25 protein-coding genes are annotated in these 24,145 nt (G+C 59.4%); 10 read left to right on the forward strand and 15 right to left on the reverse strand.

Translation table 11 applies throughout. The annotated features are described in order from the left end of the window. Positions 1 to 2: 2 nt before the first annotated feature. Genes G5287_RS03790 through hemC form a run of 3 tightly spaced genes read right to left on the reverse strand, consistent with a single transcriptional unit; the run spans position 3 to position 2,709 of the window. Positions 3 to 1,052: a uroporphyrinogen-III C-methyltransferase gene (locus tag G5287_RS03790; RefSeq protein ID WP_421230879.1), complete on the reverse strand. Its 1,050-nt coding sequence runs from the start codon at positions 1,050 to 1,052 to the stop codon at positions 3 to 5. Then, positions 1,049 to 1,783 carry a uroporphyrinogen-III synthase gene (locus tag G5287_RS03795; protein WP_421230880.1) on the reverse strand — a complete coding sequence of 245 codons (735 nt, stop codon included), beginning with the start codon at positions 1,781 to 1,783 and terminating at the stop codon, positions 1,049 to 1,051. Before G5287_RS03795 ends, G5287_RS03790 begins: the two co-directional genes overlap by 4 nt. Beyond that, positions 1,780 to 2,709: a hydroxymethylbilane synthase gene (gene hemC / locus G5287_RS03800; protein WP_139740585.1), complete on the reverse strand. Its 930-nt coding sequence runs from the start codon at positions 2,707 to 2,709 to the stop codon at positions 1,780 to 1,782. The genes G5287_RS03795 and hemC overlap by 4 nt, the downstream gene beginning before the upstream one ends. Before the next feature lie 323 nt (positions 2,710 to 3,032). Here hemC and G5287_RS03805 point away from each other — a divergent pair, with 323 nt between their 5' ends. Next, positions 3,033 to 5,552, forward strand: a complete 2,520-nt coding sequence (locus G5287_RS03805) for a class I adenylate cyclase (RefSeq protein ID WP_421230881.1) — start codon at positions 3,033 to 3,035, stop codon at positions 5,550 to 5,552. Between the two features lie 66 nt (positions 5,553 to 5,618). Here the strand turns inward: G5287_RS03805 and G5287_RS03810 are convergent, their stop codons facing one another. Together G5287_RS03810 and cyaY are read right to left on the reverse strand one after the other, a co-directional pair. After that, on the reverse strand, positions 5,619 to 6,272 hold the full coding sequence (locus G5287_RS03810) for an alpha/beta hydrolase (protein ID WP_227341544.1): 654 nt from the start codon (positions 6,270 to 6,272) through the stop codon (positions 5,619 to 5,621). Next, positions 6,269 to 6,583, reverse strand: a complete 315-nt coding sequence (gene cyaY, locus G5287_RS03815) for an iron donor protein CyaY (RefSeq protein WP_227341543.1) — start codon at positions 6,581 to 6,583, stop codon at positions 6,269 to 6,271. The genes G5287_RS03810 and cyaY overlap by 4 nt, the downstream gene beginning before the upstream one ends. A 73-nt stretch (positions 6,584 to 6,656) precedes the next feature. Between cyaY and lptM the strand changes: the two genes are divergently transcribed. The 6 genes from lptM to G5287_RS03845 all read left to right on the forward strand — a co-directional run bounded on the left by lptM (position 6,657) and on the right by G5287_RS03845 (position 11,682). After that, positions 6,657 to 6,833, forward strand: coding sequence for an LPS translocon maturation chaperone LptM (gene lptM, locus G5287_RS03820; protein WP_019444858.1), 177 nt, complete (start codon positions 6,657 to 6,659; stop codon positions 6,831 to 6,833). Positions 6,834 to 6,865: 32 nt separating this feature from the next. Beyond that, the gene (gene lysA, locus G5287_RS03825) at positions 6,866 to 8,116 is read left to right on the forward strand and encodes a diaminopimelate decarboxylase (protein ID WP_064335261.1); all 1,251 of its coding nucleotides are present in this window, start codon (positions 6,866 to 6,868) and stop codon (positions 8,114 to 8,116) included. Positions 8,117 to 8,366: 250 nt separating this feature from the next. Beyond that, the gene (gene dapF / locus G5287_RS03830) at positions 8,367 to 9,197 is read left to right on the forward strand and encodes a diaminopimelate epimerase (protein WP_005336371.1); all 831 of its coding nucleotides are present in this window, start codon (positions 8,367 to 8,369) and stop codon (positions 9,195 to 9,197) included. A 91-nt stretch (positions 9,198 to 9,288) separates the two neighbouring features. After that, positions 9,289 to 9,969 (forward strand): DUF484 family protein, encoded by a 681-nt coding sequence (locus G5287_RS03835; RefSeq protein WP_043821859.1) that lies wholly within the window; start codon positions 9,289 to 9,291, stop codon positions 9,967 to 9,969. Continuing rightward, entirely contained in the window at positions 9,962 to 10,939 is a 978-nt protein-coding gene (gene xerC / locus G5287_RS03840) for a tyrosine recombinase XerC (protein WP_227341541.1), read from the forward strand. The genes G5287_RS03835 and xerC overlap by 8 nt, the downstream gene beginning before the upstream one ends. Positions 10,940 to 10,971: 32 nt before the next feature. Continuing rightward, positions 10,972 to 11,682, forward strand: a complete 711-nt coding sequence (locus G5287_RS03845) for an HAD-IA family hydrolase (protein WP_421230882.1) — start codon at positions 10,972 to 10,974, stop codon at positions 11,680 to 11,682. Between the two features lie 76 nt (positions 11,683 to 11,758). On the opposite strand, the gene G5287_RS03850 is transcribed toward G5287_RS03845, so the two are convergent. Further along, a complete protein-coding gene (locus G5287_RS03850; protein WP_421208908.1) occupies positions 11,759 to 12,157 on the reverse strand; it encodes an STY0301 family protein in 399 nt (132 codons plus the stop codon). A gap of 45 nt (positions 12,158 to 12,202) precedes the next feature. Next, positions 12,203 to 13,729: a cyclic nucleotide-binding domain-containing protein gene (locus G5287_RS03855; RefSeq protein ID WP_421208907.1), complete on the reverse strand. Its 1,527-nt coding sequence runs from the start codon at positions 13,727 to 13,729 to the stop codon at positions 12,203 to 12,205. A gap of 145 nt (positions 13,730 to 13,874) precedes the next feature. On the opposite strand from G5287_RS03855, the gene G5287_RS03860 reads away from it, so the two are divergent. Then, a complete protein-coding gene (locus G5287_RS03860) occupies positions 13,875 to 14,258 on the forward strand; it encodes a hypothetical protein (protein WP_040069030.1) in 384 nt (127 codons plus the stop codon). Between the two features lie 12 nt (positions 14,259 to 14,270). On the opposite strand, the gene G5287_RS03865 is transcribed toward G5287_RS03860, so the two are convergent. Beyond that, positions 14,271 to 15,053, reverse strand: coding sequence for a gamma-glutamyl-gamma-aminobutyrate hydrolase family protein (locus tag G5287_RS03865; protein WP_421208906.1), 783 nt, complete (start codon positions 15,051 to 15,053; stop codon positions 14,271 to 14,273). Positions 15,054 to 15,454: 401 nt separating this feature from the next. Further along, positions 15,455 to 15,979, reverse strand: a complete 525-nt coding sequence (gene yjgA / locus G5287_RS03870; protein ID WP_005336359.1) for a ribosome biogenesis factor YjgA — start codon at positions 15,977 to 15,979, stop codon at positions 15,455 to 15,457. A 114-nt stretch (positions 15,980 to 16,093) separates the two neighbouring features. On the opposite strand from yjgA, the gene pmbA reads away from it, so the two are divergent. Next, the gene (pmbA, locus tag G5287_RS03875) at positions 16,094 to 17,437 is read left to right on the forward strand and encodes a metalloprotease PmbA (protein WP_216979642.1); all 1,344 of its coding nucleotides are present in this window, start codon (positions 16,094 to 16,096) and stop codon (positions 17,435 to 17,437) included. Positions 17,438 to 17,510: 73 nt separating this feature from the next. Here pmbA and G5287_RS03880 read toward each other — a convergent pair. From G5287_RS03880 to G5287_RS03905, 6 genes are all read right to left on the reverse strand, one after another. Next, a protein-coding gene (locus tag G5287_RS03880) for an IS3 family transposase (RefSeq protein WP_421230883.1) occupies positions 17,511 to 18,730 on the reverse strand; the annotation gives its coding sequence in 2 pieces (ribosomal slippage) (positions 17,511 to 18,382 and positions 18,382 to 18,730; 1,221 coding nt in all). 108 nt (positions 18,731 to 18,838) lie between these two features. Beyond that, entirely contained in the window at positions 18,839 to 19,195 is a 357-nt protein-coding gene (gene rplT / locus G5287_RS03885) for a 50S ribosomal protein L20 (RefSeq protein ID WP_005300683.1), read from the reverse strand. A gap of 15 nt (positions 19,196 to 19,210) precedes the next feature. Continuing rightward, positions 19,211 to 19,408 (reverse strand): 50S ribosomal protein L35, encoded by a 198-nt coding sequence (gene rpmI / locus G5287_RS03890; RefSeq protein ID WP_005300673.1) that lies wholly within the window; start codon positions 19,406 to 19,408, stop codon positions 19,211 to 19,213. 86 nt (positions 19,409 to 19,494) lie between these two features. Beyond that, complete coding sequence (infC, locus tag G5287_RS03895) at positions 19,495 to 20,025, reverse strand: translation initiation factor IF-3 (RefSeq protein ID WP_234923365.1); 531 nt, start codon at positions 20,023 to 20,025, stop codon at positions 19,495 to 19,497. A 21-nt stretch (positions 20,026 to 20,046) separates the two neighbouring features. Next, positions 20,047 to 21,975, reverse strand: coding sequence for a threonine--tRNA ligase (gene thrS, locus G5287_RS03900; RefSeq protein WP_005336690.1), 1,929 nt, complete (start codon positions 21,973 to 21,975; stop codon positions 20,047 to 20,049). Between the two features lie 233 nt (positions 21,976 to 22,208). Further along, entirely contained in the window at positions 22,209 to 22,796 is a 588-nt protein-coding gene (locus G5287_RS03905; RefSeq protein ID WP_227342860.1) for a tetratricopeptide repeat protein, read from the reverse strand. A 173-nt stretch (positions 22,797 to 22,969) separates the two neighbouring features. Here G5287_RS03905 and G5287_RS03910 point away from each other — a divergent pair, with 173 nt between their 5' ends. Beyond that, complete coding sequence (locus G5287_RS03910; protein WP_227342858.1) at positions 22,970 to 24,025, forward strand: PA0069 family radical SAM protein; 1,056 nt, start codon at positions 22,970 to 22,972, stop codon at positions 24,023 to 24,025. Positions 24,026 to 24,145 lie beyond the last annotated feature (120 nt).

The following is a 24,145-nucleotide window of genomic DNA, read 5'->3' on the forward strand; positions in this document are numbered from 1 at the left end:
CCTCAGCTGCTGGCCAGAATGCGTTGCAGGCGTTCGGTCAGCACCTGCTCCAGCATCGCCTGGGTCTTGAACTGGGCCGGATAGTCGATCTGGATCTGCTCACCCTTGAGCTTGTCGATCTCGCCCTGCATGTAGCGGGTGGCGCTGTTGTCGGTGTCGAAATATTGGGTCAGCCAGCGCTGGGCCTTGTCCAGGCTGTCTTCGTAGAGCGCCTGCTGCTCGCGATAGACGGAGAGCTGGGCCTGCAACAGCTTGGTTTTGAGGTTTTCACGCAGGAAGATCTCCTGCTGCGGCGAGAGCAGCGCCTCGACCGCGCCATCGCGGCGACGGATGGTGACGAAGTTCTCGGTGAACTTGACCCAGTTCTTCTTCAGGTTGCTCTCCCACTCGTCGGGATTGGCGCTGACCGCCTGATCCGGCTCGGCCTTGGCTTCCGGCATGCTGACGGTGGAGAGGGGCAGCAGCTCGATCTGATCTGAGAGCGCGGCCAGCTTGAGGGTCAGCCCCTCGCGGTCGATGCGCGGCATCCCCTTGAGCTTGGCGATATCCTCGGCCAGCGCCTTGCGGATCGGCATCAGGCTGGGGTCGTTGAGGGCGGCGATCCGCTCGTCGGCATTGCCGAGCAGGGTGATGGCGGAGACGAGGTCATGCTCCAGCCACAGTTTGCGGCCCGCCATCCGTACCAGATACTCGGATTCGGCCAGCATCCAGTCGTTGGGGCGCTTGTCATTCAGGTCCAGTACCCGGTTCTGCAGACCCTGCATCTCCCCCTGCAGCCGCTGCTGGTTTTGATCCAGCGCGGCCAGCTGCTTGGCATCCTTGCTGCTGGTCTGGTCGATCTTGCTCAGGGCGCTCGCCAGCTGTTGCTTGAGCTGGGCCAGTTCGGCCTGCTGGGCAACGGCATTCTTGTGACCGTGCAGATAGAGACCGCCGGTCAGGCCAAGGGCCAGCAGGATGGCGACCCCTCCCAGTACGGCACCGGAGCGGCTCTTGCTGCCATTGACCGCAGCGGTCGGCTGGGGTTTGACCTGGGATTCTTGTTGTTCTGTCATTCCATCTTCCTCAGTTCCAGTGCGGCCGTCAGGGCCTGGTTGGATGCACCTTGGGCAATCGTGATATGGATAAAGCCCGCTGCGCTGGCCATCTCGGCCACTCGCGGGCTGGGGACCACCAGCAGGCGGTCAAAAAGCCAGGGCCGCTGGTGGTCGGGAACCAGCTCCAGCAGCCGTTGCAGCAGTTCACCACTGGTAATGAGCAGGCTGTCCAGCCCCGCTGCCTGCCAGTGGCGGGTCAATGTCTCCCCGTCTAGCTCGGGGTAGTGGCGTTCATAGGCCGCACAATAGTGCACCAGAGCACCGCGTGAGGCCAGCGTGCTGGCGATGAGATCCCGCCCGCCATTACCGCGCAAGATCAGTACCCGTTTGCCTGCTACCTGCTGCAGGGCGGGCAGGGCCAGCAGCCCTTCGCTGCGCGGGTCATCCGGGCAGCTTGCTGTGATGCCGATAGCGGCAAACGCATCTGCGCTGGCCTGACCCACCGCAAAGTACTCAATATGTGGCCAGGTCTGACCAGTTTGCAACAGAAAATCGTGTGCAAAATGAACGGCATGGATGCTGACCGCGATAACGATATTGGCGCTGTGCAACAGGTTGGGCAAGCGGGGGAGTTCACTGCCCGCCACGGTTTCCAGCAGCGGGCAGCAGAGTGGTGCATGACCGTGCTGGCGCAGCAACTGCACCAGCTCGGCGGCTTGGGCGGCCGGACGCACCACCAGCGGTGTCATGCGCGGTAGACCTCGGCCAGGATCTCGTCGGCACCGGCGGCCAGCAGACGCTGGGCCAGTTGCTCGCCGAGCGCCTCACCATCGGCCAGCGGGCCGCGGATCTCGTCACGGATAACCTGACTGCCATCCGGGCTACCCACCAGACCGCGCAGCCAGATCTGCTCGCCTTCGACCAGTGCGTAGGCACCGATGGGGACCTGACATCCCCCTTGCAGGGCGCGATTCATGGCGCGTTCGGTCAGCACCCGGGCGCGGGTCTCGGCGTGCTCCAACGGCGCCAGCAGAGCGTGCAGCTCAACGTCGTCGAGGCGGCATTCGATGCCGACAGCCCCCTGACCGTTGGCGGGCAGACTCTGCTCCGGCTCGATAAAGGCGGTGATGCGGTGCGCCATCTCCAGTCGTTTCAGACCGGCGGCGGCGAGGATGATGGCGTCGTACTCACCGGCATCCAGCTTGGCGAGGCGGGTGTTGACGTTGCCACGCAGGTCGCGGATCACCAGATCCGGGCGGGCGGCGCGCAGCTGGCACTGGCGACGCAGGCTGGAGGTGCCGACCACGGCACCTTGCGGCAGTTCGGCAATGGCCTTGAAACGATTGGAGACGAAGGCGTCGCGGGGATCTTCCCGCTCGCAGATGGTGTGCAGACCGAGCCCCTCGGGGAACTCCACCGGCACGTCTTTCATGGAGTGAACGGCGATATCGGCCCGTCCTTCCAGCATGGCGGTCTCCAGCTCCTTGACGAACAACCCCTTGCCACCGACCTTGGCCAGCGGGGTATCGAGGATCTTGTCACCCTGAGTGCTCATGGGCACCAGTTCGACCTGCAACTGCGGGTGCAGGGCTTCGAGCCGGTCTTTGACAAAGTTGGCCTGCCACAGGGCCAGCGGGCTCTTGCGAGTGGCAATTTTCAGGGTTCGGGCTGCCATATCAATCAGTTGTTTCATTTTTAGAAGGAAATCGATATTACCACCCTTTGCCCGGGCTTTCATGGCGGAGCCGGCAAAAGCGGGGCCAAGCTCAAAAATGCATGCTGAAAATGATTTTCATTAAGCAAGTGGTGTTGATTAATTCATTGAATGTATTGGGATTTAATGATTTCCCCTGATACTTGATGTGGTCATACCAGAAATAATCTGACGTTTAGCTGAAGGCTTGTTTACCACCGCTGTTTGCATTGTTAACATGATCACACTTTTTTGACGTATCCCCCTTTTGGTGCGTCATTTTCACTTAGGTGATAGGCAGGGCATTGCAGGAACACATCGATACGCTGGTTGCGCGTTATGACGACATTACCTGTCTCAAGACGCAACGGGCGTTAGGCCTCATGAGTCGCTATGGGCAGCAGGTATTCCAACTGCTGCCTGTCATGCTGCACTTCAATCATCCCCTGCTGCCCGGTTATGTCTCCGGTGATGTCCCTCATGGCATCTGGAGCTTCAGCGCCACCGCCGAGCAGCAAGCCTTTATCGATGACCTCTGCCGCAACGCCAACTGTCAGAGCGGTCTGGCAACCCATGATCGAGCCATTCAGGGGCTCTACTCCATGGGCAGCACCTCCTCCATCGGTCAATGCTGTCACTCCGATCTCGATATCTGGGTCTGCCACGTGGCCGGTTTGTCGCAGGAGCGGCTCGATCTGCTGGAGCTGAAGTGCCAGCAACTCTCCAAGTGGGCCGAACAGCGCGGGGTCGATCTCAACTTCTTCCTGATCCCGGAAGACAAGTTCCGCCAGACCAACGATGCCCAGATGCTGGGGGAGAGCTGCGGCAGTGCCCAGCACCTGCTGTTGCTCGACGAGTTCTACCGCAGTGCCATGCGTATCGCGGGCAAACGCTTGATCTGGTATCTGGTGCCCACCGAATGTGATGATCACTACGATGAGTATGTGAACGAGCTGTTCGAGAGCGGCAAGCTCAAACAGGATGATTGGCTTGATCTCGGCAGTTTTGACCGTATTCCGGCGGAGGAGTATTTCGGCTCTGCCCTGTGGCAGCTCTACAAGGGGATCGACTCTCCCTATAAGGCGGTGCTCAAGTCTGTGTTGATGGAGGCTTACTCCCACGAGTACCCCAACACCCGTTTGCTCTCGATGATCAGCCGTGACTGGTTTCAGCACAACGAGGGGATGCACTACCGGCTCGACAACTACTGCCTGATGCTGGACAAGGTCACCAACTACCTCAAGTCCATCGGCGATATGGCGCGACTCGATCTGGTGCGCCGCTGCTTCTACCTCAAGGTGTGCGACGGCCTCAGTCATCCCAAGGATGATCACTCCCCCGAGTGGCGCCGCGAGCAGATGAGCCAGCTGGTCTCCTACTGGGGTTGGAGCCAGGACAAGCTGTACCACCTCGATCACCGCCACGAGTGGAAGGTCGAGGAGGTGAAGATCGCCCATGCCGAGTTGCTGGAGGCTCTGATGCAGAGCTACCGCAATCTGATCCAGTTCGCCCGTCGCAACAACATCAGCGAGTCGATCAACCCGGAAGATATCGGCATCCTGTCGCGCAAACTCTATGCCGCATTCGAGAGCCTGCCAGGCAAGGTGCAGAGGGTGAACCTCAAGATCGCACCGGATCTGAGCGAGCCTGATCTCAGCTTCGTGCAGGTGCCGCACGGTCGCCTCAACCGTGCCGGCTGGTATCTCTACAAACATTCGCTGGAGCCGGTGGACATCATTGGCCGGGCGCCGCTCGAGTTCAACGGTTACATCAGCAAGCTGGTCTCCTGGGCCTACTTCAACGATCTGCTGACCCCCCAGTCGCGGGTGCACCTGTTCAATCAGGGCTCGGATCTGCACATCGACAATCTGCACCAGTTCTGTCGCGATCTCTCCGGCTGCTTCCCCGAGAAGTACCCGCTTGCCACCAACCTGGCCCTCAGCCGCCCGTGCGAGATCCGCCAGCTCTCCATCTTCCTCAATCTGGAGATGGACCCGACCAGCCATTGGGTCGGTCAGGTGATCGAGTTCGACGCCAACACCGTGGATGTTTTCTCGTTCGGTCGCAATCAGGAGTGTCTGGTTGGCTCGGTGGATCTGGTCTACCGCAATTCCTGGAGCGAGATCCGCACCCTGCACTTCCAGGGGGATGAAGCTGTGGTCGATGCCCTCACCACCATCCTAGGCAAGATGCATCAGGATGCCGCCGCTCCCGAGATGATCGAGGTGTTCTGCTATAGCCAGCACTTCCGTTCTCTGGTGCGCTCCCGCTTCCAGACCCTGGTGGCGGAGTGTATCGATCTGCGCCTGGCCCGCGACAAGCAGCAGCTGGTCAAGACCATGGCGCTCGGCCGTGAAAAGTACGGCATCTTCTTCGAGCGGCGCGGGGTGTCGGTGAAGAAGCTGGAAAACGCCATCGATTTTTACCGCCACATCTCCCACAACAAGCTGGATCATCTGCCGCTGCGGCTCGACAAGACCCACAGCCAGCATCTGCCGAGCATCGTCGATGCCTACGCCAGCGAAGGGCTGGTGCAGTTCTTCTTCGATACCCGTGATGCGGGCACCAACATCTATATCCTCGATGAGGCGAACCGGGTGGAGATCTACCAGCACTTTGCCGGCAACAAGGATGAGCTGGTGGCGGGGGTCAACCGCTTCTACACCTCCAATCACGAGCGGTTCAGCGATGATGGGCAGTTCATCAACTTCAACCTGCCGCAGTACTACGAGATAGTACAAGTGAATGGCGAGCTGGATGTGATCCCCTATCGCAGTCAGGGCACTCTGCGCGAACAGGTGCCACCCGCTCGGGAAGTGGGCTGACCCGTCAGTTGGAATCGCAATAAAAAACGGCCTGCAGATGCAGGCCGTTTGCTTTGCCGGAAGGGCTCACGCGCCGAGGCGGGCCAGCAGCCAGCTGCGAATGTCGCCCAGCTGCGGGCGGCAGATCTCGTGACGCATCGGGTACTCGTGCCACTCGGGGGCGAGTCCGGCGCTTTCCAGCCAGTTCTTGGCATCCCAACCGAGCGACAGGCTCACCACATCGTCATAGATGCCGTGCATGTAGCAGATGGGCAGGGTGCGAGCAGCCTCGCTCATCTCGCCGAGCAGCTGGTCGGGGGCTGCCAGATAGGTGGACATGCAGAGCAGGCCCGCCAGCTGTGCCTGGTAGCGCAACGCGGTGAAGGAGGCAATCACCCCGCCCTGAGAGAAACCTGCCAGCACGATATGCTCGGGGGCAAACCCGTCGGCCACCAGCTGATCGAGCAATGCGACAATCTGGTCGGCTGATTCACGGACATGGGACTCCACGGCCCGCTCGGCGGGATCCTCGAAGCTCCTGATGTCGTACCAGCCGCGCATCTTGTAGCCCATGTTGATAGTGATGGGGCGCTCGGGGGCATCCGGCAGCAGGTGACGCACCGGTAGCTCGGCGGGCAGATCCAGCGCGTCCACCAGCGGGGCGAGACCGGCGCCGGAATCACCCAGCCCATGCAACCAGATCACCGCGTGACGGGCGCCCTGCGGGTGCAGGTCGATCATGGGAACACCACCTCTTCGCCCGCCTGAGCGGTGCAGGATTGGCTCAGCAGCGCCTTGAGCTCGTGGCCGAAGCGGTTGTCGATCCAGGTGTCACCCTGCAGTTCGAAGTGGAAGCCGTTCTCGCGGGTGGCGACCCAAATCTGGTGCAGTGGCTCCTGCTTGTTGATGATGATCTTGGTCTTGTTCTCGAAAGAGAGGGTCAATACGCCGCCGCTGCGTTCGCAGTCGATATCCGGATACCCCTCGTCGAGCGTGTCTTCCACATATTGGAAAAAGGCGTCGGTCAGGGCGTGATACTCGTGATCCTTCATCGGTTTATCCTGTTGCTTTTAACAATGTGAGTGCGATTATAGAGGGCCAAAAATTTTTTCGCAGCGAACCATTATGATCACCCAGTTCACCAAGTGTCTGCTTGCCACTCTTCTGTCCCTCGGGTTGGCCGCGTGCGGTCTGAAGGGGCCGCTCTATATGCCGCCCCCCGAGCAGCCACAGAGCCAGAGTACACCGCAAGCAGCACCGCCTGCGACCACTGAGGCTGCCACCGAGGCCGCGCCGCACTAATGCCGCACCCATTCTAGGAAGGAACCGCCCCCTTGGATCACTTTAACTACGACGCCGACGGCCAGCTTCAGGCCGAGCAAACCTCGCTGCAACAGCTTGCCGAGCAGTACGGTACCCCGCTTTACGTCTACTCCCGTGCGACCCTCGAGCGCCACTGGCACGCCTTCGACAAGGCCGCTGGCGATATTCCCCATCTGATCTGCTATGCGGTGAAGGCCAACTCCAATCTGGCGCTGCTCAACCTGCTGGCCCGTCTGGGCTCGGGGTTTGACATCGTCTCCGGTGGCGAGCTGTCGCGGGTTCTTGCGGCGGGCGGTGATCCGGCCAAGGTGGTCTTCTCCGGTGTAGCAAAGAGCGAAGCGGAGATGCGCCTCGCGCTGGATAAAGAGATCCTCTGCTTCAATCTGGAGTCGGAAGCCGAGCTGGAGCGCCTCAATCGGGTGGCGGGCAGCATGGGCAAGAAGGCTCGCGTCTCGGTGCGGGTCAATCCGGATATCGATGCCGGTACCCACCCCTATATCTCCACCGGCCTCAAGCAGAACAAGTTCGGCATTCCCATCGAGCTGGCGCCCGCTATCTATCGCAAGGCGGCCGCGATGGCGAACATCGAGATCGTCGGGGTGGATTGCCATATCGGCTCGCAACTCACTGAATTGAATCCCTTTATGGAAGCGGCTGACAAGTTGCTGCGGTTGATCGACGGGCTGGCTGCAGAAGGGATTCATATCCACCATCTGGATGTGGGGGGCGGTCTTGGGGTCAACTATGGTTCCGAGCAGCCACCGCACCCGACCGAGTATGCCGAAGCGCTCAAGCAGAAGCTGGCGGGGCGGGACCTGACCCTGCTGTTCGAGCCGGGCCGCGCCATCGTCGCCAACGCCGGCGTGCTGCTGACCCGGGTTGAGTATCTGAAACCTGGCGAGACCCGCAACTTCGCGCTGATCGATGCCGGCATGAACGACATGCTGCGCCCCTCGCTCTACGGCGCCTGGATGAACATCATCGAGGTGGATAGCCGTGCCGGTCATGCTCCCGCGCTCTATGACGTGGTGGGCCCGGTGTGCGAGACCGGCGACTTCCTCGGCAAGGAGCGCACTCTGGCCATCGCCGAGGGGTCGCTGCTGGCGGTGCGTTCGGCCGGAGCCTACGGCTTTACCATGTCATCCAACTACAATACCCGTCCGCGGGCAGCCGAAGTGCTGGTGGACGGTGCCGAGGCGCACCTGATCCGCGAGCGTGAGCAGTTGGCCGATCTCTGGCGCGGTGAGCACCTGCTGCCCTGATGCAGTAGATAGAGATGACAGAATTTTACAGCCCTGACAGCACAGGAGTGCGCGATGTGGACAGATTGTTCCAGGATGCATGGGGCTGTGGCCAATGACTTCATAGTGGTTGATGGCGAGTATTTACAGCCCTAACAGCACAGGAATGCACGATGTTGATAGATTGTTCCAGGATGCATGGGGCTGTGGACAACGACTTCATAGTGGTTGACGGTGAGTTTTTACAGCCCTAACAGCACAGGAATGCACGATGTTGATAGATTTTTCCAAGATGCATGGCTTGGGCAACGACTTCATGGTGGTGGATGGCGTCACCCAGAAGGTATTTTTCAGCAATGACGTCATCAAGAAGCTGGCAGATCGCCACTTCGGGATCGGCTTTGACCAGCTGCTGCTGGTGGAGCCGCCCTATGACCCTGAACTCGACTTTCACTATCGCATTTTCAATGCCGATGGCAGCGAGGTGGAGCAGTGTGGCAACGGTGCCCGCTGTTTTGCCCGTTTCGTGCGTCTCAAGGGGCTGATCAACCGGGATCGCATCGCGGTCAGTACCGCCCGGGGTCGCATCGTGTTGCAGCTGGAGGGGGAGAATCAGGTCACGGTCAACATGGGGGTTCCCCAGTTTGAGCCGGGCAAGATCCCGTTCCGGGCCCAGAAGGCGGAAAAAACCTATCTGTTGCGGGCGCAGGAGCATACCGTGATGTGTGGCGTGGTCTCCATGGGCAATCCCCACTGCGTCATCGAGGTGCCTTCGGTCGCCGATGCGCCGGTCGAGACGCTCGGTGCCATCATGGAGCGCCACGAGCGTTTTCCCGAGCGGGTCAACGTTGGATTCATGGAGATGGTCAATGCTACCGAGATCAAGCTGCGTGTATTCGAGCGGGGCTGTGGCGAGACCCTGGCCTGCGGCACCGGTGCCTGTGCGGCGGCGGTGATTGGCATCAGTCAGGGCAAGCTCAAGGAGCGGGTCACCGTCAGTCTGCCGGGCGGCAAGCTGACCATCGCCTGGAAGGGGCCGGGCCAGCCGGTCTACATGACAGGCCCCGCCGAGCATGTGTTTGACGGCCAGATAGAGGTTTAGCCGATAAAGGTTCAGGTACGGGGGGCGTTGGCCCCCTTTGCCCATGATGTCGGGGCCGCGAGTCCCATTTCTCTGATGGATCAACCAATTTATGAGCGAACTCAAACGGCAGGAGCAATCGGTGGATGAAGCCACTGTGCTGGAGTACCTGGCCCGTTATCCCGAGTTTTTCCAACGCCATGCCGCCGTGCTGGACCGGATCCGCATTCCCCATGAACGCAAAGGGTCGGTCTCGCTGGTCGAGCGCCAGCTGGAGCGCCAGCGCGAGCGGATCGAACAGCTGGAGCAGGAGATCACCGAATTGATGGGGATCGCCAGCGAGAACGAGCGCATATTCCGGGTCTATGCCGATCTCTACGGCGAGCTGTACGGCTGCCAGACCCTGTTCGAAGTGAGTGCCGTGATGGGCAAGGCCTTTGTCCAGCGGCTGCGCCTGACCGGGCTGCGGCTCTGGCTCAATCCCAAGAAGTTTACCCTGAGCGGGCCCGAGCAGCGCTTTCTGGCACAGGGCAAGCAGCTCGAATCCCTGCTGGGTCAGCGTCTGCCGGGGCAGGATTACTACTTTGGCCGCCTGAGCCAGAGCGAGAAGCAGGCGCTGTTTGGCCACGATGTGCTGGTCAACTCGGTGGCCCTGATGCGGCTCGGCGATCTCGGTGTGCTGGCCTTCGCCAGCTCGGATCCCGGCCACTTTACTCCCCACAACGACACCCTGCTGCTGGGCCAACTGGGGCGCCTGCTGCAACTGCGTCTGCCCGAGTTGACTCATGGCTAGAACACCGGCCAGGGCGCCCGCCAAAGCTCCCGTCGTCACACCGCCACTGCCCGCGGCACTGGCGGACGAGCTGGCGGCCTTTATCGAATACCTGAGGGTCGAGCGTCAGCTCAGCCCTCATACCCGCAATAACTATCAAGCCCATCTGGAGGCGATGACCGCCGAGCTGGTAGCCCTGGGGCTCACTGACTGGGGTCGGCTTGAGGCGAGTCAGGTGCGCACTCTGGTGACCCGGATGCACAAGGCGGGCCTTGCTCCTCGTTCCCTTTCCACCAAGGTCTCGGCCCTGCGCAGCTTTTGCGACTGGCAGGTGCGGCAGGGGCGACTGACCGCCAATCCGGCCCGTGGCATCGTCACCCCCAAACAGGGGAGGCCGCTGCCGAAAAACCTCGATGTGGACGAGATGCACCAGCTGCTCAACATCACCGACGAGCAGGATCCGCTGGCGGTGCGGGATCGCGCCATCATGGAGCTGATGTACTCTTCAGGGCTGCGTCTGGCCGAGCTGGTGGGGATCAATCTGGTGGATCTGAAGCTCGACGACCGCCAGCTCAAGGTGACCGGCAAGGGCTCGCGGGAGCGGGTGCTGCCCATCGGCCGGATGGCGGTCGAGTGGCTGCAGAAGTGGCTCAAGGTGCGCCCGCTGCTGGCTGGGGATGAGAGCGAGGCGCTGTTTGTCTCCAGCCGCAAGCAGCGGCTGTCGGCCCGCTCGGTGCAGGCTCGCCTCGATGGCTGGGGCAACAAGCAGGCGCTCAACGCCCACGTCCATCCCCACAAGCTGCGCCACAGCTTCGCCACCCATATGCTGGAGTCTTCCGGCGATCTGCGGGCGGTTCAGGAGCTGCTGGGACATGCCGACCTCTCCACCACCCAGATCTATACCCACCTCGACTTCCAGCATCTGGCCAAGGTCTACGACAGCGCTCACCCAAGGGCCAAGCGTGACCCGGATGCACAGGACGATGAATAACGGGCCCTGAGCCCCGTTGCAGAGGAGAGTCCATGCACTTCTATCGCCGCTGGCAGCCGGTTGCTGCCATCTCGTTTGACCTCGATGACACCCTCTATGACAACGGCCCCGCCATCGTGCGCGCCGAGCAGTGGATGCTGAACCATCTGCGCAGCGAATATCTGGCCACCGCCATGCTCGACAAGCCGCGCTGGCTGGAGCTAAAACGCGCTGTGTTGATGGCTCGGCCCGAGCTGCGCCACGATGTCAGCCTGGCGCGCCAGCAGACCATCCGTACCGCCATGGTCGAGGGGGGGATGGCCGACCAGCAGGCCAGCCGCGAGGCGGAGCAGGTGTTTGCTGCGTTTCTGGCAGAGCGCTCGAAGATCGATGTGAGCGAGTCCACTCATCAGCTGCTGGCCAGATTGGCCGAACGCTACCCGCTGGTGGTCATCACCAACGGCAATCTGGATCTGCTTCAGGCCGGGCTGGATCGCTACTTCACGCTGGTCTGCAAGGCGGGGGCGGGCGCCAGGATGAAACCGGCGCCGGATATGTTTGAGCAGACCCGCAGTGCCCTCAAGCTGCCTGCGCAGCGGATCCTCCATGTGGGGGATCATCCCGAGACCGATGTACTGGGTGCCCGTCTGCATGGCTTTCGCGCCGCCTGGCTCAACGAGCGGCAGCAACGGTGGCAACAGCTGCAACTGTTGCCGGACGTGGAGCTGACGGCACTGGAGGAGCTGGCCGAGCTGCTGCTCTGATGGCGCTGGCGGGTGGCCACGCTCAGGCGGTAATGGCTGTCAGCGAATAGCAATATATGGCAAGGGGTTACGCCCGCTATTTGCGACAAACCAACCCGAGCAGGGTGTAGCGGTCGCGCTGGTTGACGCGGCAGTAACTGATACCGGCGGGCAGCGCTTGTTGCAGGGTGATGGCGCTGTTCTGATAGCGGCAAACCAGATAGAGGGGGCGCAGGCTGCTATCGAGCTGGCTCCAGTAGTGGATCTCGTCGCTGTCGCCATTATCCGGTTTGAGTTGGGCCAGTTCAGCAGGATCTCCGTCGAACAGGGCCAGATTATCGAGCCGGTGACTGAGGGTTTCGTCCGGTTTGCCATCGTCATTGCGGGTGAACGCCTGCCAGCCCTGCTGCGGGGTCAGCAGCTGCTGGCGACTCTCGATGGTGGCGGGACAATCAAATTGCAGGCTGGCGGCAAGGGCCAGGGTTGTCAGTAACATGGCTGCTGTTCTCTCTTCACGTCCTCAATACGATGCCATGTTACGTCATCTTCCACCGAACAGCTTCATCAGTTTATCAAGCAGATCAAGCTGTTGTGGTGGCTGTTTCATGGCTTCCGCCTCCCGCTCCAGCAGCGCCCGCTGCTCCTGCTGACGATCGCTCAGCACCCGGTAGAGGGGCTCGACCAGCGCCTCACGCTGCATCACCAGCTCCTGAAACATTGCCTGATTGATGCGATAGGTTTCGACGGTGGCCACCGCCCGTACCGTGAAGGAGCTGGGCTCGCCGGTGAGCAGGCTCAGTTCGCCAAAAAAGTCTCCCGCGTTGAGCGTACCAAGCTTCAGCTCTCGCCCCTCGACATTGACCACCATCTCGGCTTCCCCTTTGACCAGCACGAACAGCCAGCTGGAGACATCTCCCTGCTCCAGCATGATGTCGCCGCTGACGAAGGGGGCAAACTTCACCTGGTCCGCCAGTCTGATCAGCTCATCCTCCTGCAACATGGCAAACAGCGGCAGCTTGCGCAGGGTATCGGTTCGTTCGGCGGTGTGGCGCTTGTGGCGGGCATCCAGATGCTGCTTCTCCTTGGCCATAAAGACGTTGAAGATCGGCGGGGTGAGGCGGCGATCGTTGCGGCGCAGGGCGGCATCGATCAGGCTGCGCACCATGGAGTCGGTCGGATCGTCGCGAGCCAGATCGGTCAGCCAGTAGCGCACTGCATAGCGGGCAATCCCACCCTCGACATTCATCAACAGGCAGTCCGGTTGCGGATACTTGGCGACGCAGGGGAGCTTGGTCTCCCGCAGGGATTTCTCGATCAGCGCGATGATCTGGGTCGGCAGGGTATCCAGGGTCAGATCGAACCAGACCCAGCGCCGCCACTGCAAGGGTTCGCCACGGCGACGCCCGAGCACGGTGAAGCGCTGTTTGAGCAGGTGGCTGTTGGGGATGACGACTGTCTCCCAGTTGCGGGTCTCGATGGTGGTGGCACGCCAGTTGATCTCCACCACCCGGCCCTGGGTGGTATCCACTTGCAGCCAGTCACCGATGGCGATGGAGTTGTCGAGCTGAATGGAGACCCCGGCCAGCAGGTTGCCCAGGGTGTCCTGCATGGCGAAGGCGATGACCGCGGTGATCACCGCGGAGGTGGTGACTATCTCCCCGAGCGCCATGCCGGAGGCGTAGAGGCGAAACAGACCCCAGCCGATATAGCCGATGGTGATGACGATATCGGCGATGATCCGCGGGATCCGCACATGGCAGAGGGGGAGCAAAAATTCGAACAGCAGGATCCCCCATATCTTGACCAGTATCAGGCCGGCCAGCAGGGTTGAAATCTCGATCAGCAATTGATGGGGCAGCGGCAGTTTGAACCAGCCCCCCTCCAGCTGGATCAGCAGGATCACCACCGCGCTTATCATCACGAAACTGAGCTCGGAGAGCAGCTCCCGTCGCTGTCCCGGACGGCGCCAGAAGTGGATCAGCATCAGGGAGAGGGTGAGCAGGGTCCAGAACGGGTGTTCGCCAATCCAGATCAGCGTCGGTAGCGCGGTGAGGTTTTCGCCAGCCATAGCAGCACCTTATTGTGGTTTTATTTCCAGCATAGCTGCTGCGGCGCTGGGAAATGGTGCGTTGGGGCGGCAATTTATTTATCCTGTGCAGAACCGGGCAAAGGAGTGCGATTGAGTGAAATTTTCAAAGAAAATCATCTGTTTGATGGCCCTGTTGCCATTGGCTGGCTGCGACCTGCTGGCCGAGAAGTATCGGGTCGAATTCCGGGATGGCTCCTGGCGTGAAATAGCCATTACCCCCTTCTCCAGCGAGGCGCGCTGGCGTGAGGGGTGTGCCACCGGTGAGGTGCTGAGCGACATGAAGGTGCCCATCAAGCGGGGTGACACGGTCAATGGCCGCGAGCAGTTGCTGATCGGTGGCGAGAAGTTCGAGCTGGATGACAACAACCTCTACCGCAGCAACGGCATGGTGTTTGGCCATTCGCCTGACCATATCCAGCGCGGGCTCAAGGGGATGGATATCTGCCGTACCCTGCGCCCCGAGCGGGGTGGACTGCCCAAGCTCAAGGCGCGCGGGTTTGGCGACTGAATCGATGAGGGATTAACTCGCTGCCATCAATGCACAGCGCTGGCGGCAGGCATCGCCAAAGGCTTGAAATATCTTGATGGAGTGGGGGTTTTCATTGGCCTTCCACTCCGGATGCCACTGCACTGCCAGCAAAAAGGGCGACAGTGCGGGAGCATGAAGTGCCTCTATCAGCCCATCTTCGGCGTGGGCCAACGGCTCCAGACCCTTCCCCAACCGGTTGATGCCCTGCCCATGCAGGGAGTTGACCGGAATCTGTTCTTCCCCCATCAGTTCGGCAAACCAGCTGCCGGGCAGCAGTTTGATCTGATGGCTCGGCCCATACTGCTCGTCGACCGGATCGTCGGCATCCTCCCGGTGATCGTCATATCCCGGCTCGTTATAGACCTTCTGATGGATGTCTCCCCCCAGCGCCACGTTGATCTCCTGCATGCCGCGGCAGATACCGAGGATCGGCAAGCCACGGGCGAGCGCCCCCTTGATGAGGGGCAGGTCGAACAAATCGCGATCCCTGTCTTGCTGTTTTTCCGGCGTGAGGTTCTCCTGACCGTAGAGGGCCGGATCGATATTGGAACCTGCACCACTCAGATAGACCCCATCGGCGAGATCCAGATACTGCTCCAGATCGGCGGTGCCGCAGCAGGTGGGTACCAGCAGCGGGACACAGCCACTGATCTCGACCAGCGGCATGATGTATTTGTGGGTCATCACCTGATAGGCGTGGCCGTTGCGGGGCTGGGCGCCCATGGTCATCAGTACGACAGGTTTACGGGGAGCGGGAGGCAGGGGATTTGGCATAGGGCACCTTGATTATCCTTGGCGTTGAAGTCTCATCCTGCACCTTGGGCAGACCCTTGCACATCGGCTGGGCAAGGGCATGCCTCAAGGTATGGTCATGGGATCCCGCGTCTTACCGGGTGGCAGAATCGAATCGTCGGTCAGCCTCGGCAGCGACAGCCTGGATCCTCTCCCCAGTCTGCCAAGGCTGTTCAATATGTCAAACAAAATGATGCAAAGTTGTTAACAGATTTGTCTTGAACGGCTCTTAAGCGGCGATTTAACGGGGCTGTTGAGATGAGCCGTTATGGCTGGGGTAGTAAAATGGTGGATATATTAAACGCGCAGGGCTGGCGGGGGATGTTGAGAGGAAAAGGCATCAATAGAAACACGCCTCCCCGAGGGGAGGCGTGTGTCGGGGATCACAGCAGGTCTTCGATCTCGCCGCGCAGATACTGGTACATCTCGCGGTAGGCGACCGGCGGCTTGTTCAGCTCCCGCTCCTTGTTGGCGGAGCGGATCAGCTGGCGCAGCTTCTGGCGATCCAGTTCGTGGAACTGGGACATCAGCTCATTGAGGGCGCTGTCACCTTCGGTGATCAGGCGCTCGCGCCACTGCTCCAGGCGATGCAGGCGCGCATTCACGGTGGAGTGACGGTTCTTGATGATGGAGAGCGCTTCGGCAATCGGCTCGATATCGCGGCTGCGCATCAGGCGGCCGATGAACTGCAGATGGCGACGGAAGGACTCATCCTTCTTCGGCTTGAGTTTGCGACCCAGCTCGACAGCTTCTGCAAGCTCTTCATCCAACGGGATTTTTTCCAGCTCGCTGTGGCTGAGGGAGACGATCTCTTCCCCCATTTTCTGCAATGCTTCGGCATCGCGCTTGAGCTGGCTCTTGCTGGGGCCCCAGTCTTCGAACTCGTTGTCGTCTTGATATTGACTCATCGGTCTCTTGATTCCTGTCATTCACGTTTGGCGGATATGTTACCAGCTTCTCCCGCTGGGCGCAGGGGTCTGATATGCTTACCCCCCTTTCCTTCTTTCATACAGATGTGAGTTATGGATCAGCAAGACCAAATCCGCCAGGATCAAGCCCATCTCGAGGCCGTGGTTGCCGAAGCCCTGGAGATAGCCAAAGGACTGGGCGCCTCGCTGGCCGAAGTCTCCATCAGCAAGCAGACCGGGTTGTCGGTGAACACCCGGGGTTGTGAACTAGAAAGCATTGAATTCAATAAGGATGGCGCCCTCGGCATCGCCGTCTATCGCGATGGTTGCAAGGGATCTTCCTCGACCACCGATCTGAGCAAACCCGCCATTCGTGCCGCCGTTGAAGCGGCCATCGAGATTGCCCGCCACACCTCGGCGGATGATTGCGCCGGTCTGGCGGACGCCGAGCTGCTGGCCTGGGATGCCCCCGACCTGCAACTGTGTCACCAAATCGAGCTGGATCCCCAGCGCGGCATCGATCTGGCCATCGAGTGCGAACGACTCGCTCTGGGTCGCGATATCCGTATCAAGCACTCCGACGGTGCCGGTTTCTCCAGCCATCTTGGCATCAAGGTCTATGGTAACAGCCACGGCTTCGTCAAAGGCTACGCGGCGTCGCGTAACTCCCTTAGCTGCGTGCTGATCGGCGAGCAGGATGGCGACATGCAGCGGGATTACGGCTACTCCTCCAGCCGTTCCCTCGACGGGCTCTGGAGCGCGCAGCGCATCGCCGACGAGGCGGTGGAGCGTACCGTCTCCCGTCTCGGCGCCCGCAAGATTTCTACCCGCCATGCCCCTGTGCTGTTCCACCCCGATACTGCCTCCGGCCTGTGGGGCCATCTGGTGATGGCCATCAGCGGTGGCAACCTCTATCGCAAGTCGAGCTTCCTGCTCGACAAATTGGGCAAGCAGATCCTGCCAGAGTGGCTCACCATTCAGGAGTTCCCCCACCTGCTGGGCGGGCTTGCCAGTACCCCGTTCGATGGCGAAGGGGTGCGTACCCGCGACATGGATATCATCCGTAACGGCGAGCTGATGAGCTGGCTGCTTACCTCCTACTCTGCGCGCAAGCTGGGGCTGACCACCACGGGTCATGCCGGTGGCATCCACAACTGGCAGGTCTCCAATACCGGCCAGGATTTTCAGGGCATGCTGAAAGAGATGGGTACCGGTCTGCTGGTGACCGAGCTGATGGGGCAGGGGGTCAATATCGTCAATGGCGACTACTCCCGCGGCGCTGCCGGTTTCTGGGTCGAGAATGGCGAAATAGCCTATCCGGTCGAGGAGATCACCATCGCCGGCAATCTGGCCGAGATGTTCAGTCATATCGTGGCGGTGGGTAGTGACGAGGATGAGCGCTCCAGTCTCAAGACCGGCTCGGTGCTGGTAGAGAATATGAAGCTGGCGGGTCACTGATCGCCGCTGCAGCGAGATAGATATTGTCTAGTCCTGAAATAGGTTTACACATTTTCAACTAGCATTTATCTACTCAGAACCCCCTATGTACCGCATCGGGGGTTCTGTATTTCAACGCATGATGCGGCCGCTCCTCGTTGTAAATATCCACCGCTTCACGCACCATTTCCCGCGCTTGCGTCAAATCCTGCGGGCTTTGCAACAATAACTCTCCTTTCAAAATCCCGTTCACCCGCTCCGCCAACGCATTCTGGTAACAGTCATACCCATCCGTCATCGAGCATTTCACCCCGTACCGTTCATGTAATGACTGATACAGTCCCGAGCAATACTGCACGCCGCGGTCTGAGTGATGGATTAGCTCCCCGCTGCCACACCGTTGCTTCAGGGCTTTCCTGAACGCCATCGCTACCGACTCGGCGTGCATCCCTTCGTGCACGTGATGGCCCACTATCTTGCGTGAGTACGCATCCGTCACCAGGCTCAGGTACAGCGGTCCGCTCCTGGCTGGCAGATAGGTGATATCTGCGACCCAGACCTGCTCCGGGGCCACCGGTGTGACCTGCTCTGGCCCCGCCTTGAGCAAGTTGGGATGACGGTAGAAGCGGTGAAAGCTGTGGGTGGTCTTGTGATACGCCCGTCTGGGCGGCACCAGCAGGCGGTGCTCGGCCAATATCCGAAACAGCCTGTCCCGCCCGACCTTGAGCCCGCCATCATCCTGACCCTGCAGCAGATAATGCAGCTTGCGAGTGCCCACCCGAGGTTGTCGCAGTCGAACCTGACGCACAAAGCGCACCACCTGCAATCCCTGTGCATGGCGCTCATCGGCGACCCGATTGCGCTTGTAGTAAGCCTGCCGGCTTATCCCCTGAAACAGGCAAGCCCTGACGATGGTCAGCCTCTCGACTTGCCGCTGCGAGAGGACTTGCCGGGTCGCTTTTTTACGATGGAGACGCCGTAGTCATTCTTCAGTACATCGACGACGGCCTCAAAGAACTGGGCCTTCTGGCTCATCAGCGCCAGCTGCTGCTCGAGTTCCTTGATGCGCTGTTCTGGCGTCTGGTTGTCGGGGTCAGGCATGGTGATGCTCCTGCCGGCACGTACAGAAGCCCCCTGGCTCCAATCTTGCCGACCATGTTTACGTAACCATACCAGAATGGTCGAATTGCCCTGAATGCCATATCGGGCTTGTGCTTGCTGGCAACTGAGCTCGCCTTTTTCAATCTGCTCGACCAGTGCCAGTTTAAAAGTCAGTGAGTAATCGCGCTGTGTTCGTTTCACACCTTGTCCCATCGGGTTCTCCATGTATTGGGGGGAAAGGTGTAAACCATATTCAGGACGGGACAACAGATACAAAAAAGGAGGCCTAAGCCTCCTTTATTTTTTATAACAGTGCTGGAATTAGACCAGAGCTGCTTTAGCTTTTTCAACCAGGGCGGTGAAAGCCAGCTTGTCGTGAACGGCGATATCGGACAGGATCTTGCGATCGATCTCGATAGAAGCCTTCTTCAGACCGTTGATCAGACGGCTGTAGGACAGACCGTTCTGACGGGCAGCAGCGTTGATACGCGCAATCCACAGCTGACGGAATTGACGCTTTTTCTGGCGACGGTCACGGTAGGCATACTGACCAGCTTTGGTTACCGCTTGTACCGCTACGCGGTAAACACGGGAACGGGCGCCGTAGTAACCCTTGGCGGCTTTCATTACTTTCTTGTGACGAGCACGAGCAGTCACACCACGTTTAACTCTTGGCATTTTTCACATCCCCCCTTATGCGTACGGCAGACAAGCGACAACACGTTTGTGGTCGGCAGCGGAAACAAAGAACTTCGGTCCCAGCTGACGCTTACGCTTACTGCTCTTCTTGGTCAGGATGTGACGCAGGTGGTTGTGCTTGCACTTGAAGCGACCTGAGCCAGTCTTCTTGAAGCGCTTTGCGGCGCCCCGGTTGGTTTTCATCTTCGGCATTTCATACTCCGCATTGTGAGTGACAACAAAATCGCAAGGCGAACCGACTCATGGAGCGAGCCCCATGAGTCAATTTCTTGTGGGCCTTAAGATTTCTTCTTAGGTGCGAGGACCATCACAGCTTGACGGCCTTCGACTTTCGGGAACGATTCGACTACGGCTAACTCTTCCAGATCGTTCTTGACGCGCTCAAGAACCTTGATACCAAGATCCTGGTGTGCCATTTCACGACCACGGAAGCGCAGGGTGACCTTAGCCTTGTCCCCGTCTTCCAGAAAGCGAACCAGGTTGCGTAGTTTTACCTGATAGTCGCCTTCGTCAGTGCCAGGACGGAATTTGATCTCCTTGACCTGGACGACTTTCTGCTTTTTCTTCTGTTCTTTGGTGGTTTTGCTCTTTTCGTAGAGGAATTTGCCGTAATCCATGATCCGGCAAACGGGCGGCTCGGCGTTCGGACTGATCTCGACCAGATCCACTTCGGCCTCTGCGGCCAAGTTCAGTGCTTCCTGGATAGATACGATGCCAAGAGCTTCGCCATCCAGACCAGCCAAACGAACTTCTTTCAGACGGATCTCTTCATTGATCCGGTGAGCGCGGGCTTGCGGTTGCTTGCCCAGTTTTTTTCCGCCTTTTATAGCTTATTCCTCCACTTTCTTTTGTCCGCGGGTCTGAACTTCCTGGGTCAGCAGAGCGATGAACTCTTCAACAGGATAAGTGCCCAGGTCAGCCCCTTTACGAGTCCGTACTGCAATCTTACCGGCTTCAACTTCTTTATCGCCGCAGACCAGCATGAAAGGTACTCGCTTCAAAGTATGCTCGCGGATTTTAAAGCCAATCTTCTCATTTCTCAAGTCCGCTTTTGCGCGAAGGCCCGCATCATTCAATGCTTTGGCTACTTTCACCGCATAATCGGCCTGATTGTCCGTGATATTCATGACCACAGCCTGAGTCGGAGCCAACCAGGTCGGGAACAGACCGGCGTACTCTTCAGTCAGAATACCGATGAAGCGCTCGATAGAACCCAAGATGGCCCGGTGGATCATCACAGGTACATGACGATCGTTGTTTTCGCCCACATAAGTGGCACCCAGACGACCAGGCAGGGCAAAGTCGAGCTGCACGGTACCACATTGCCACGCACGATCAAGGCAATCGTGCAGGGTAAATTCAATTTTTGGACCGTAGAACGCCCCTTCACCCGGCTGCAAATCGTACTTCAGACCGTTGAGCTCCAGCGCTTCGGCCAGCGCTTTCTCGGCGCGATCCCACATCTCGTCAGAGCCGATACGCTGCTCGGGACGAGTGGAGAGCTTGACCACGATGTTCTCGAAGCCAAAGGTACCGTAGACGTCATAGACCATACGAATACAGCCGGAGACCTCTTCCATGATCTGCTCTTCGGTACAGAAGATGTGAGCGTCATCCTGAGTGAAACCGCGCACCCGCATCAGACCGTGCAGGGAACCGGACGGCTCGTTGCGGTGGCAGGAACCAAACTCGGCCATCCGCAGCGGCAGATCGCGGTAGGACTTCAGACCCTGGTTGAAGATCTGGACGTGACCCGGGCAGTTCATCGGCTTGATGGCGTACTCGCGGTTTTCGGACTGGGTGGTGAACATGGCCTGGGCATACTTCTCCCAGTGACCTGAACGCTCCCACAGGACGCGGTCCATCATGAACGGACCTTTCACTTCCTGATAGTCGTACTCTTTGAGCTTGCCGCGGATAAAGGTTTCCAGCTCACGGAAGATGGTCCAGCCATCGTTGTGCCAGAACACCATACCGGGTGCTTCTTCCTGCATGTGATACAGGTCGAGCTGCTTGCCGATCTTGCGGTGGTCGCGCTTGGCGGCCTCTTCCAGACGCTGCAGATAAGCCTTGAGCTGCTTCTTGTCAGCCCAGGCAGTACCGTAGATACGCTGCAGCATCTTGTTGTTGGAGTCGCCACGCCAGTAGGCGCCGGACATCTTCAGCAACTTGAAGTGGTGGCAGTGACGCATGTTGGGCACGTGCGGGCCGCGACACATGTCGATGTACTCTTCGTGATGATAGAGACCTGGCTGGTCATCACGGGCAATGTTCTGATCCAGGATTTCGACTTTGTAAGACTCGCCGCGCGCCTCGAATACATCGCGCGCTTCTTGCCAGGAGACTTTCTTCTTGATGACGTCGTAATCCTTGGCTACCAGCGCCAGCATGCGCTCTTCCAGGGCAGCCAGATCTTCATCGGTCAGGGTACGGTCAAGATCAACGTCATAGTAGAAGCCGTTGTCGATGACAGGACCGATGGCCATCTTGGTCTGGGGCCAGAGTTGCTTGATAGCATGACCCAGCAAGTGAGCGCAGGAGTGGCGCAGGATGTCCAGACCTTCTTCGTCTTTGGCGGTGATGATGGCCAGCGCAGCATCGGCTTCGATCAGCTCGCATGCATCCACCAGTTCACCGTTTACCCGACCGGCAATGCACGCCTTGGCGAGACCGGGACCGATGTCCGCAGCCACATCCATGACGGAAACAGAGTGGGCAAATTGACGTTGGCTGCCGTCAGGCAGAGTAATGATTGGCATTATGTGTTTCCTTATACAGTGGTGACCCCTACCAAAGGTCACATGCGGGATGGAAAAGAGATTCAAAAAGGTGATGTTCTGGTTCTCCACAGCACTTTGCGAAGACGGCCTGACACGCAAACAGCATGTCTAACATGACAAACCAAGCCAAAACGGCCCCCATGCTACCAGAAGTCGGGCGTGCTGTATCGGATTTGCAGATATTTTCTACAGTCAAATGAGTCGCCTACCGACTATTCGCCAAGCAGGGATTGCCAGTTGAAGTCAAAGTCACTGCTCCCCTCCTCTGCCAGCGCCAGCTCTTGCAGCACCTGAAGCGCCAGCTTGTTGCCCTTTTGTGCCGCCTGATAGAGCCACTGTTTCGCCTGAGCCAGATCGACCCTGCCGCTGACCCCCATCAGATGAAGCACACCGACTTTCAGCATGGCCGGGACATCACCATTGCGGGCAGCCTGCTCCATCCAGTGAAAGGCTTGGCGCAGATCTCGCTTGACCCCGACACCGCGCAGATAGAGCTCTGCCAGCCGATATTGGCCGAAGGGATCTCCTGCCTGCGCCGACTGGCGATAGAGGCTGATGGCCTGATGGATATCCTGCTCGCTCCCCTGCCCCACCTCATGACTCCAGCCCATCAGGGCTTGCGCCCGAGGTTGGCCTTGATCGGCCAGTGGCGACCAGATCCGGGTCGCCTCATCAAAGTGACCGGTACGCCAGGCACGGTTGGCGGCAGCCATCTCCTGCTCGGTGGAGAGCGGAAGCAGACGCCAGATAACCAGCGCAAACAGACCGATAAACAGCCAACGGGAAGTGGTGGGGCTCATGATGATTTCCGTGATCCAGTTCTCATTTCGTCTATGTAAACGAAATGTAGCGTTGCGATCAAGCAAGAGATCCCTACGACAACCCTTTTTGCACCCGGTCGATCAGCAGTTGTTGTCATTTATCCGGGGTACCTGCAAAATAACTGTATGTATAAACAGTGTCGGTGCACACCATGGCAGGACGAGGCAGCCCCAACAATATCGATCACCGTTTTAGCGGCCCCCTTGTCGAAGCGGTCGATGACGGCTGGCAATCGTCCGATTGGGATGCCGCCTTCACTTCTTCTGTGCCTGGCACCGAGGTGCGGGAGATCGATGCACGCAGTATCATCAGCTACAACAGCTCGCCGGATGTCCCCTTTGGTCGCTCCATCAACCCCTATCAGGGGTGCGAACACGGCTGCATCTACTGCTATGCCAGACCCAGTCACGCCTATCTGGAACTCTCCCCTGGTCTTGATTTCGAGAGCAAGCTGTTTGCTAAACGCAATGCAGCCGACCTGCTGCACCGGGAGTTTGCCAAACCTGCCTATCAGCCACAGACCATCTTCATTGGCGCCAATACCGACCCCTATCAACCCATCGAGCAGCGCTATCGCCTCACCCGCCAGTTGTTGGAAGTGATGCTGGCACACCGCCACCCGGTCGGACTCATTACCAAGAGCGCCATGATCTTGCGCGACCTCGATCTGTTGACCGAGCTGGCCAGAGAGGGACTGTGTCAGGTGATGGTGTCGGTGACGACCTTGAACGAAACCCTGCGGCGACAGTTGGAGCCCCGCGCCAGCACGGGTGCCGGCCGCTTGAAAGTGATCGAGAAGCTGGCCAACGCTGGCGTGCAGGTGGGGGTACTGGCCGCCCCCATGATCCCGCGGCTCAATGAACCGGAGCTGGAGCAGATCATCAAATCGGCTGCCAACGCTGGCGCCTGTTGCGCCGACTATATCTTGCTGCGCTTGCCTCACGAGCTGGCGCCGCTGTTCAGTGACTGGCTGGATGAGCACTATCCCGGCCAGAAGGAGGCAATTTTGAACCAGCTGCGTGCCAGCCGCGGTGGCGGGCTCAACAGTACCGCCTTCGGCACCCGCATGCGCGGCGAGGGGCACTTTGCCGATCTGCTGGCCCAGCGCTTTCGCCTTATCAGCAAGCGCCTTGATCTGGGCAAACGCCATATTCAGCTCAGGCTGGATGGGTTTATCCGCCCCGGGGAGCAGCTGTCGCTCTTCTAATCCCCCTTTTACGCCCTGCATACATCAGATGCACAACCCTTGCCTGCCAAGAGGTTGAGAGGAAGGCCTGCCGCAACACATCCTGTGGAAACCCCGCTTTTCAGAATTTTCCAACGAAGT

It is taken from the genome of Aeromonas sp. 603079 (assembly GCF_049172135.1).
Classification (GTDB): Bacteria; Pseudomonadota; Gammaproteobacteria; order Enterobacterales; family Aeromonadaceae; genus Aeromonas; species Aeromonas veronii.

Excerpts from the sequence above, each read along its gene's own strand:
- G5287_RS03810 (WP_227341544.1), bottom strand. The coding sequence starts at position 6,272 with ATGATCGACCTGCACCCGCAGGGCGCCCGTCACGCGGTGATCTGGTTG.
- rplT (WP_005300683.1), bottom strand. The coding sequence starts at position 19,195 with ATGCCAAGAGTTAAACGTGGTGTGACTGCTCGTGCTCGTCACAAGAAA.
- thrS (WP_005336690.1), bottom strand. The coding sequence starts at position 21,975 with ATGCCAATCATTACTCTGCCTGACGGCAGCCAACGTCAATTTGCCCAC.
- G5287_RS03835 (WP_043821859.1), top strand. The coding sequence starts at position 9,289 with ATGAGCGAACTCAAACGGCAGGAGCAATCGGTGGATGAAGCCACTGTG.
- rpmI (WP_005300673.1), bottom strand. The coding sequence starts at position 19,408 with ATGCCGAAGATGAAAACCAACCGGGGCGCCGCAAAGCGCTTCAAGAAG.
- dapF (WP_005336371.1), top strand. The coding sequence starts at position 8,367 with ATGTTGATAGATTTTTCCAAGATGCATGGCTTGGGCAACGACTTCATG.
- G5287_RS03910 (WP_227342858.1), top strand. The coding sequence starts at position 22,970 with ATGGCAGGACGAGGCAGCCCCAACAATATCGATCACCGTTTTAGCGGC.
- pmbA (WP_216979642.1), top strand. The coding sequence starts at position 16,094 with ATGGATCAGCAAGACCAAATCCGCCAGGATCAAGCCCATCTCGAGGCC.
- lptM (WP_019444858.1), top strand. The coding sequence starts at position 6,657 with ATGATCACCCAGTTCACCAAGTGTCTGCTTGCCACTCTTCTGTCCCTC.
- G5287_RS03860 (WP_040069030.1), top strand. The coding sequence starts at position 13,875 with ATGGCCCTGTTGCCATTGGCTGGCTGCGACCTGCTGGCCGAGAAGTAT.
- yjgA (WP_005336359.1), bottom strand. The coding sequence starts at position 15,979 with ATGAGTCAATATCAAGACGACAACGAGTTCGAAGACTGGGGCCCCAGC.
- G5287_RS03795 (WP_421230880.1), bottom strand. The coding sequence starts at position 1,783 with ATGACACCGCTGGTGGTGCGTCCGGCCGCCCAAGCCGCCGAGCTGGTG.
- G5287_RS03850 (WP_421208908.1), bottom strand. The coding sequence starts at position 12,157 with ATGTTACTGACAACCCTGGCCCTTGCCGCCAGCCTGCAATTTGATTGT.
- G5287_RS03855 (WP_421208907.1), bottom strand. The coding sequence starts at position 13,729 with ATGGCTGGCGAAAACCTCACCGCGCTACCGACGCTGATCTGGATTGGC.
- G5287_RS03905 (WP_227342860.1), bottom strand. The coding sequence starts at position 22,796 with ATGAGCCCCACCACTTCCCGTTGGCTGTTTATCGGTCTGTTTGCGCTG.
- G5287_RS03790 (WP_421230879.1), bottom strand. The coding sequence starts at position 1,052 with ATGACAGAACAACAAGAATCCCAGGTCAAACCCCAGCCGACCGCTGCG.
- G5287_RS03845 (WP_421230882.1), top strand. The coding sequence starts at position 10,972 with ATGCACTTCTATCGCCGCTGGCAGCCGGTTGCTGCCATCTCGTTTGAC.
- G5287_RS03865 (WP_421208906.1), bottom strand. The coding sequence starts at position 15,053 with ATGCCAAATCCCCTGCCTCCCGCTCCCCGTAAACCTGTCGTACTGATG.
- cyaY (WP_227341543.1), bottom strand. The coding sequence starts at position 6,583 with ATGAAGGATCACGAGTATCACGCCCTGACCGACGCCTTTTTCCAATAT.
- hemC (WP_139740585.1), bottom strand. The coding sequence starts at position 2,709 with ATGGCAGCCCGAACCCTGAAAATTGCCACTCGCAAGAGCCCGCTGGCC.
- xerC (WP_227341541.1), top strand. The coding sequence starts at position 9,962 with ATGGCTAGAACACCGGCCAGGGCGCCCGCCAAAGCTCCCGTCGTCACA.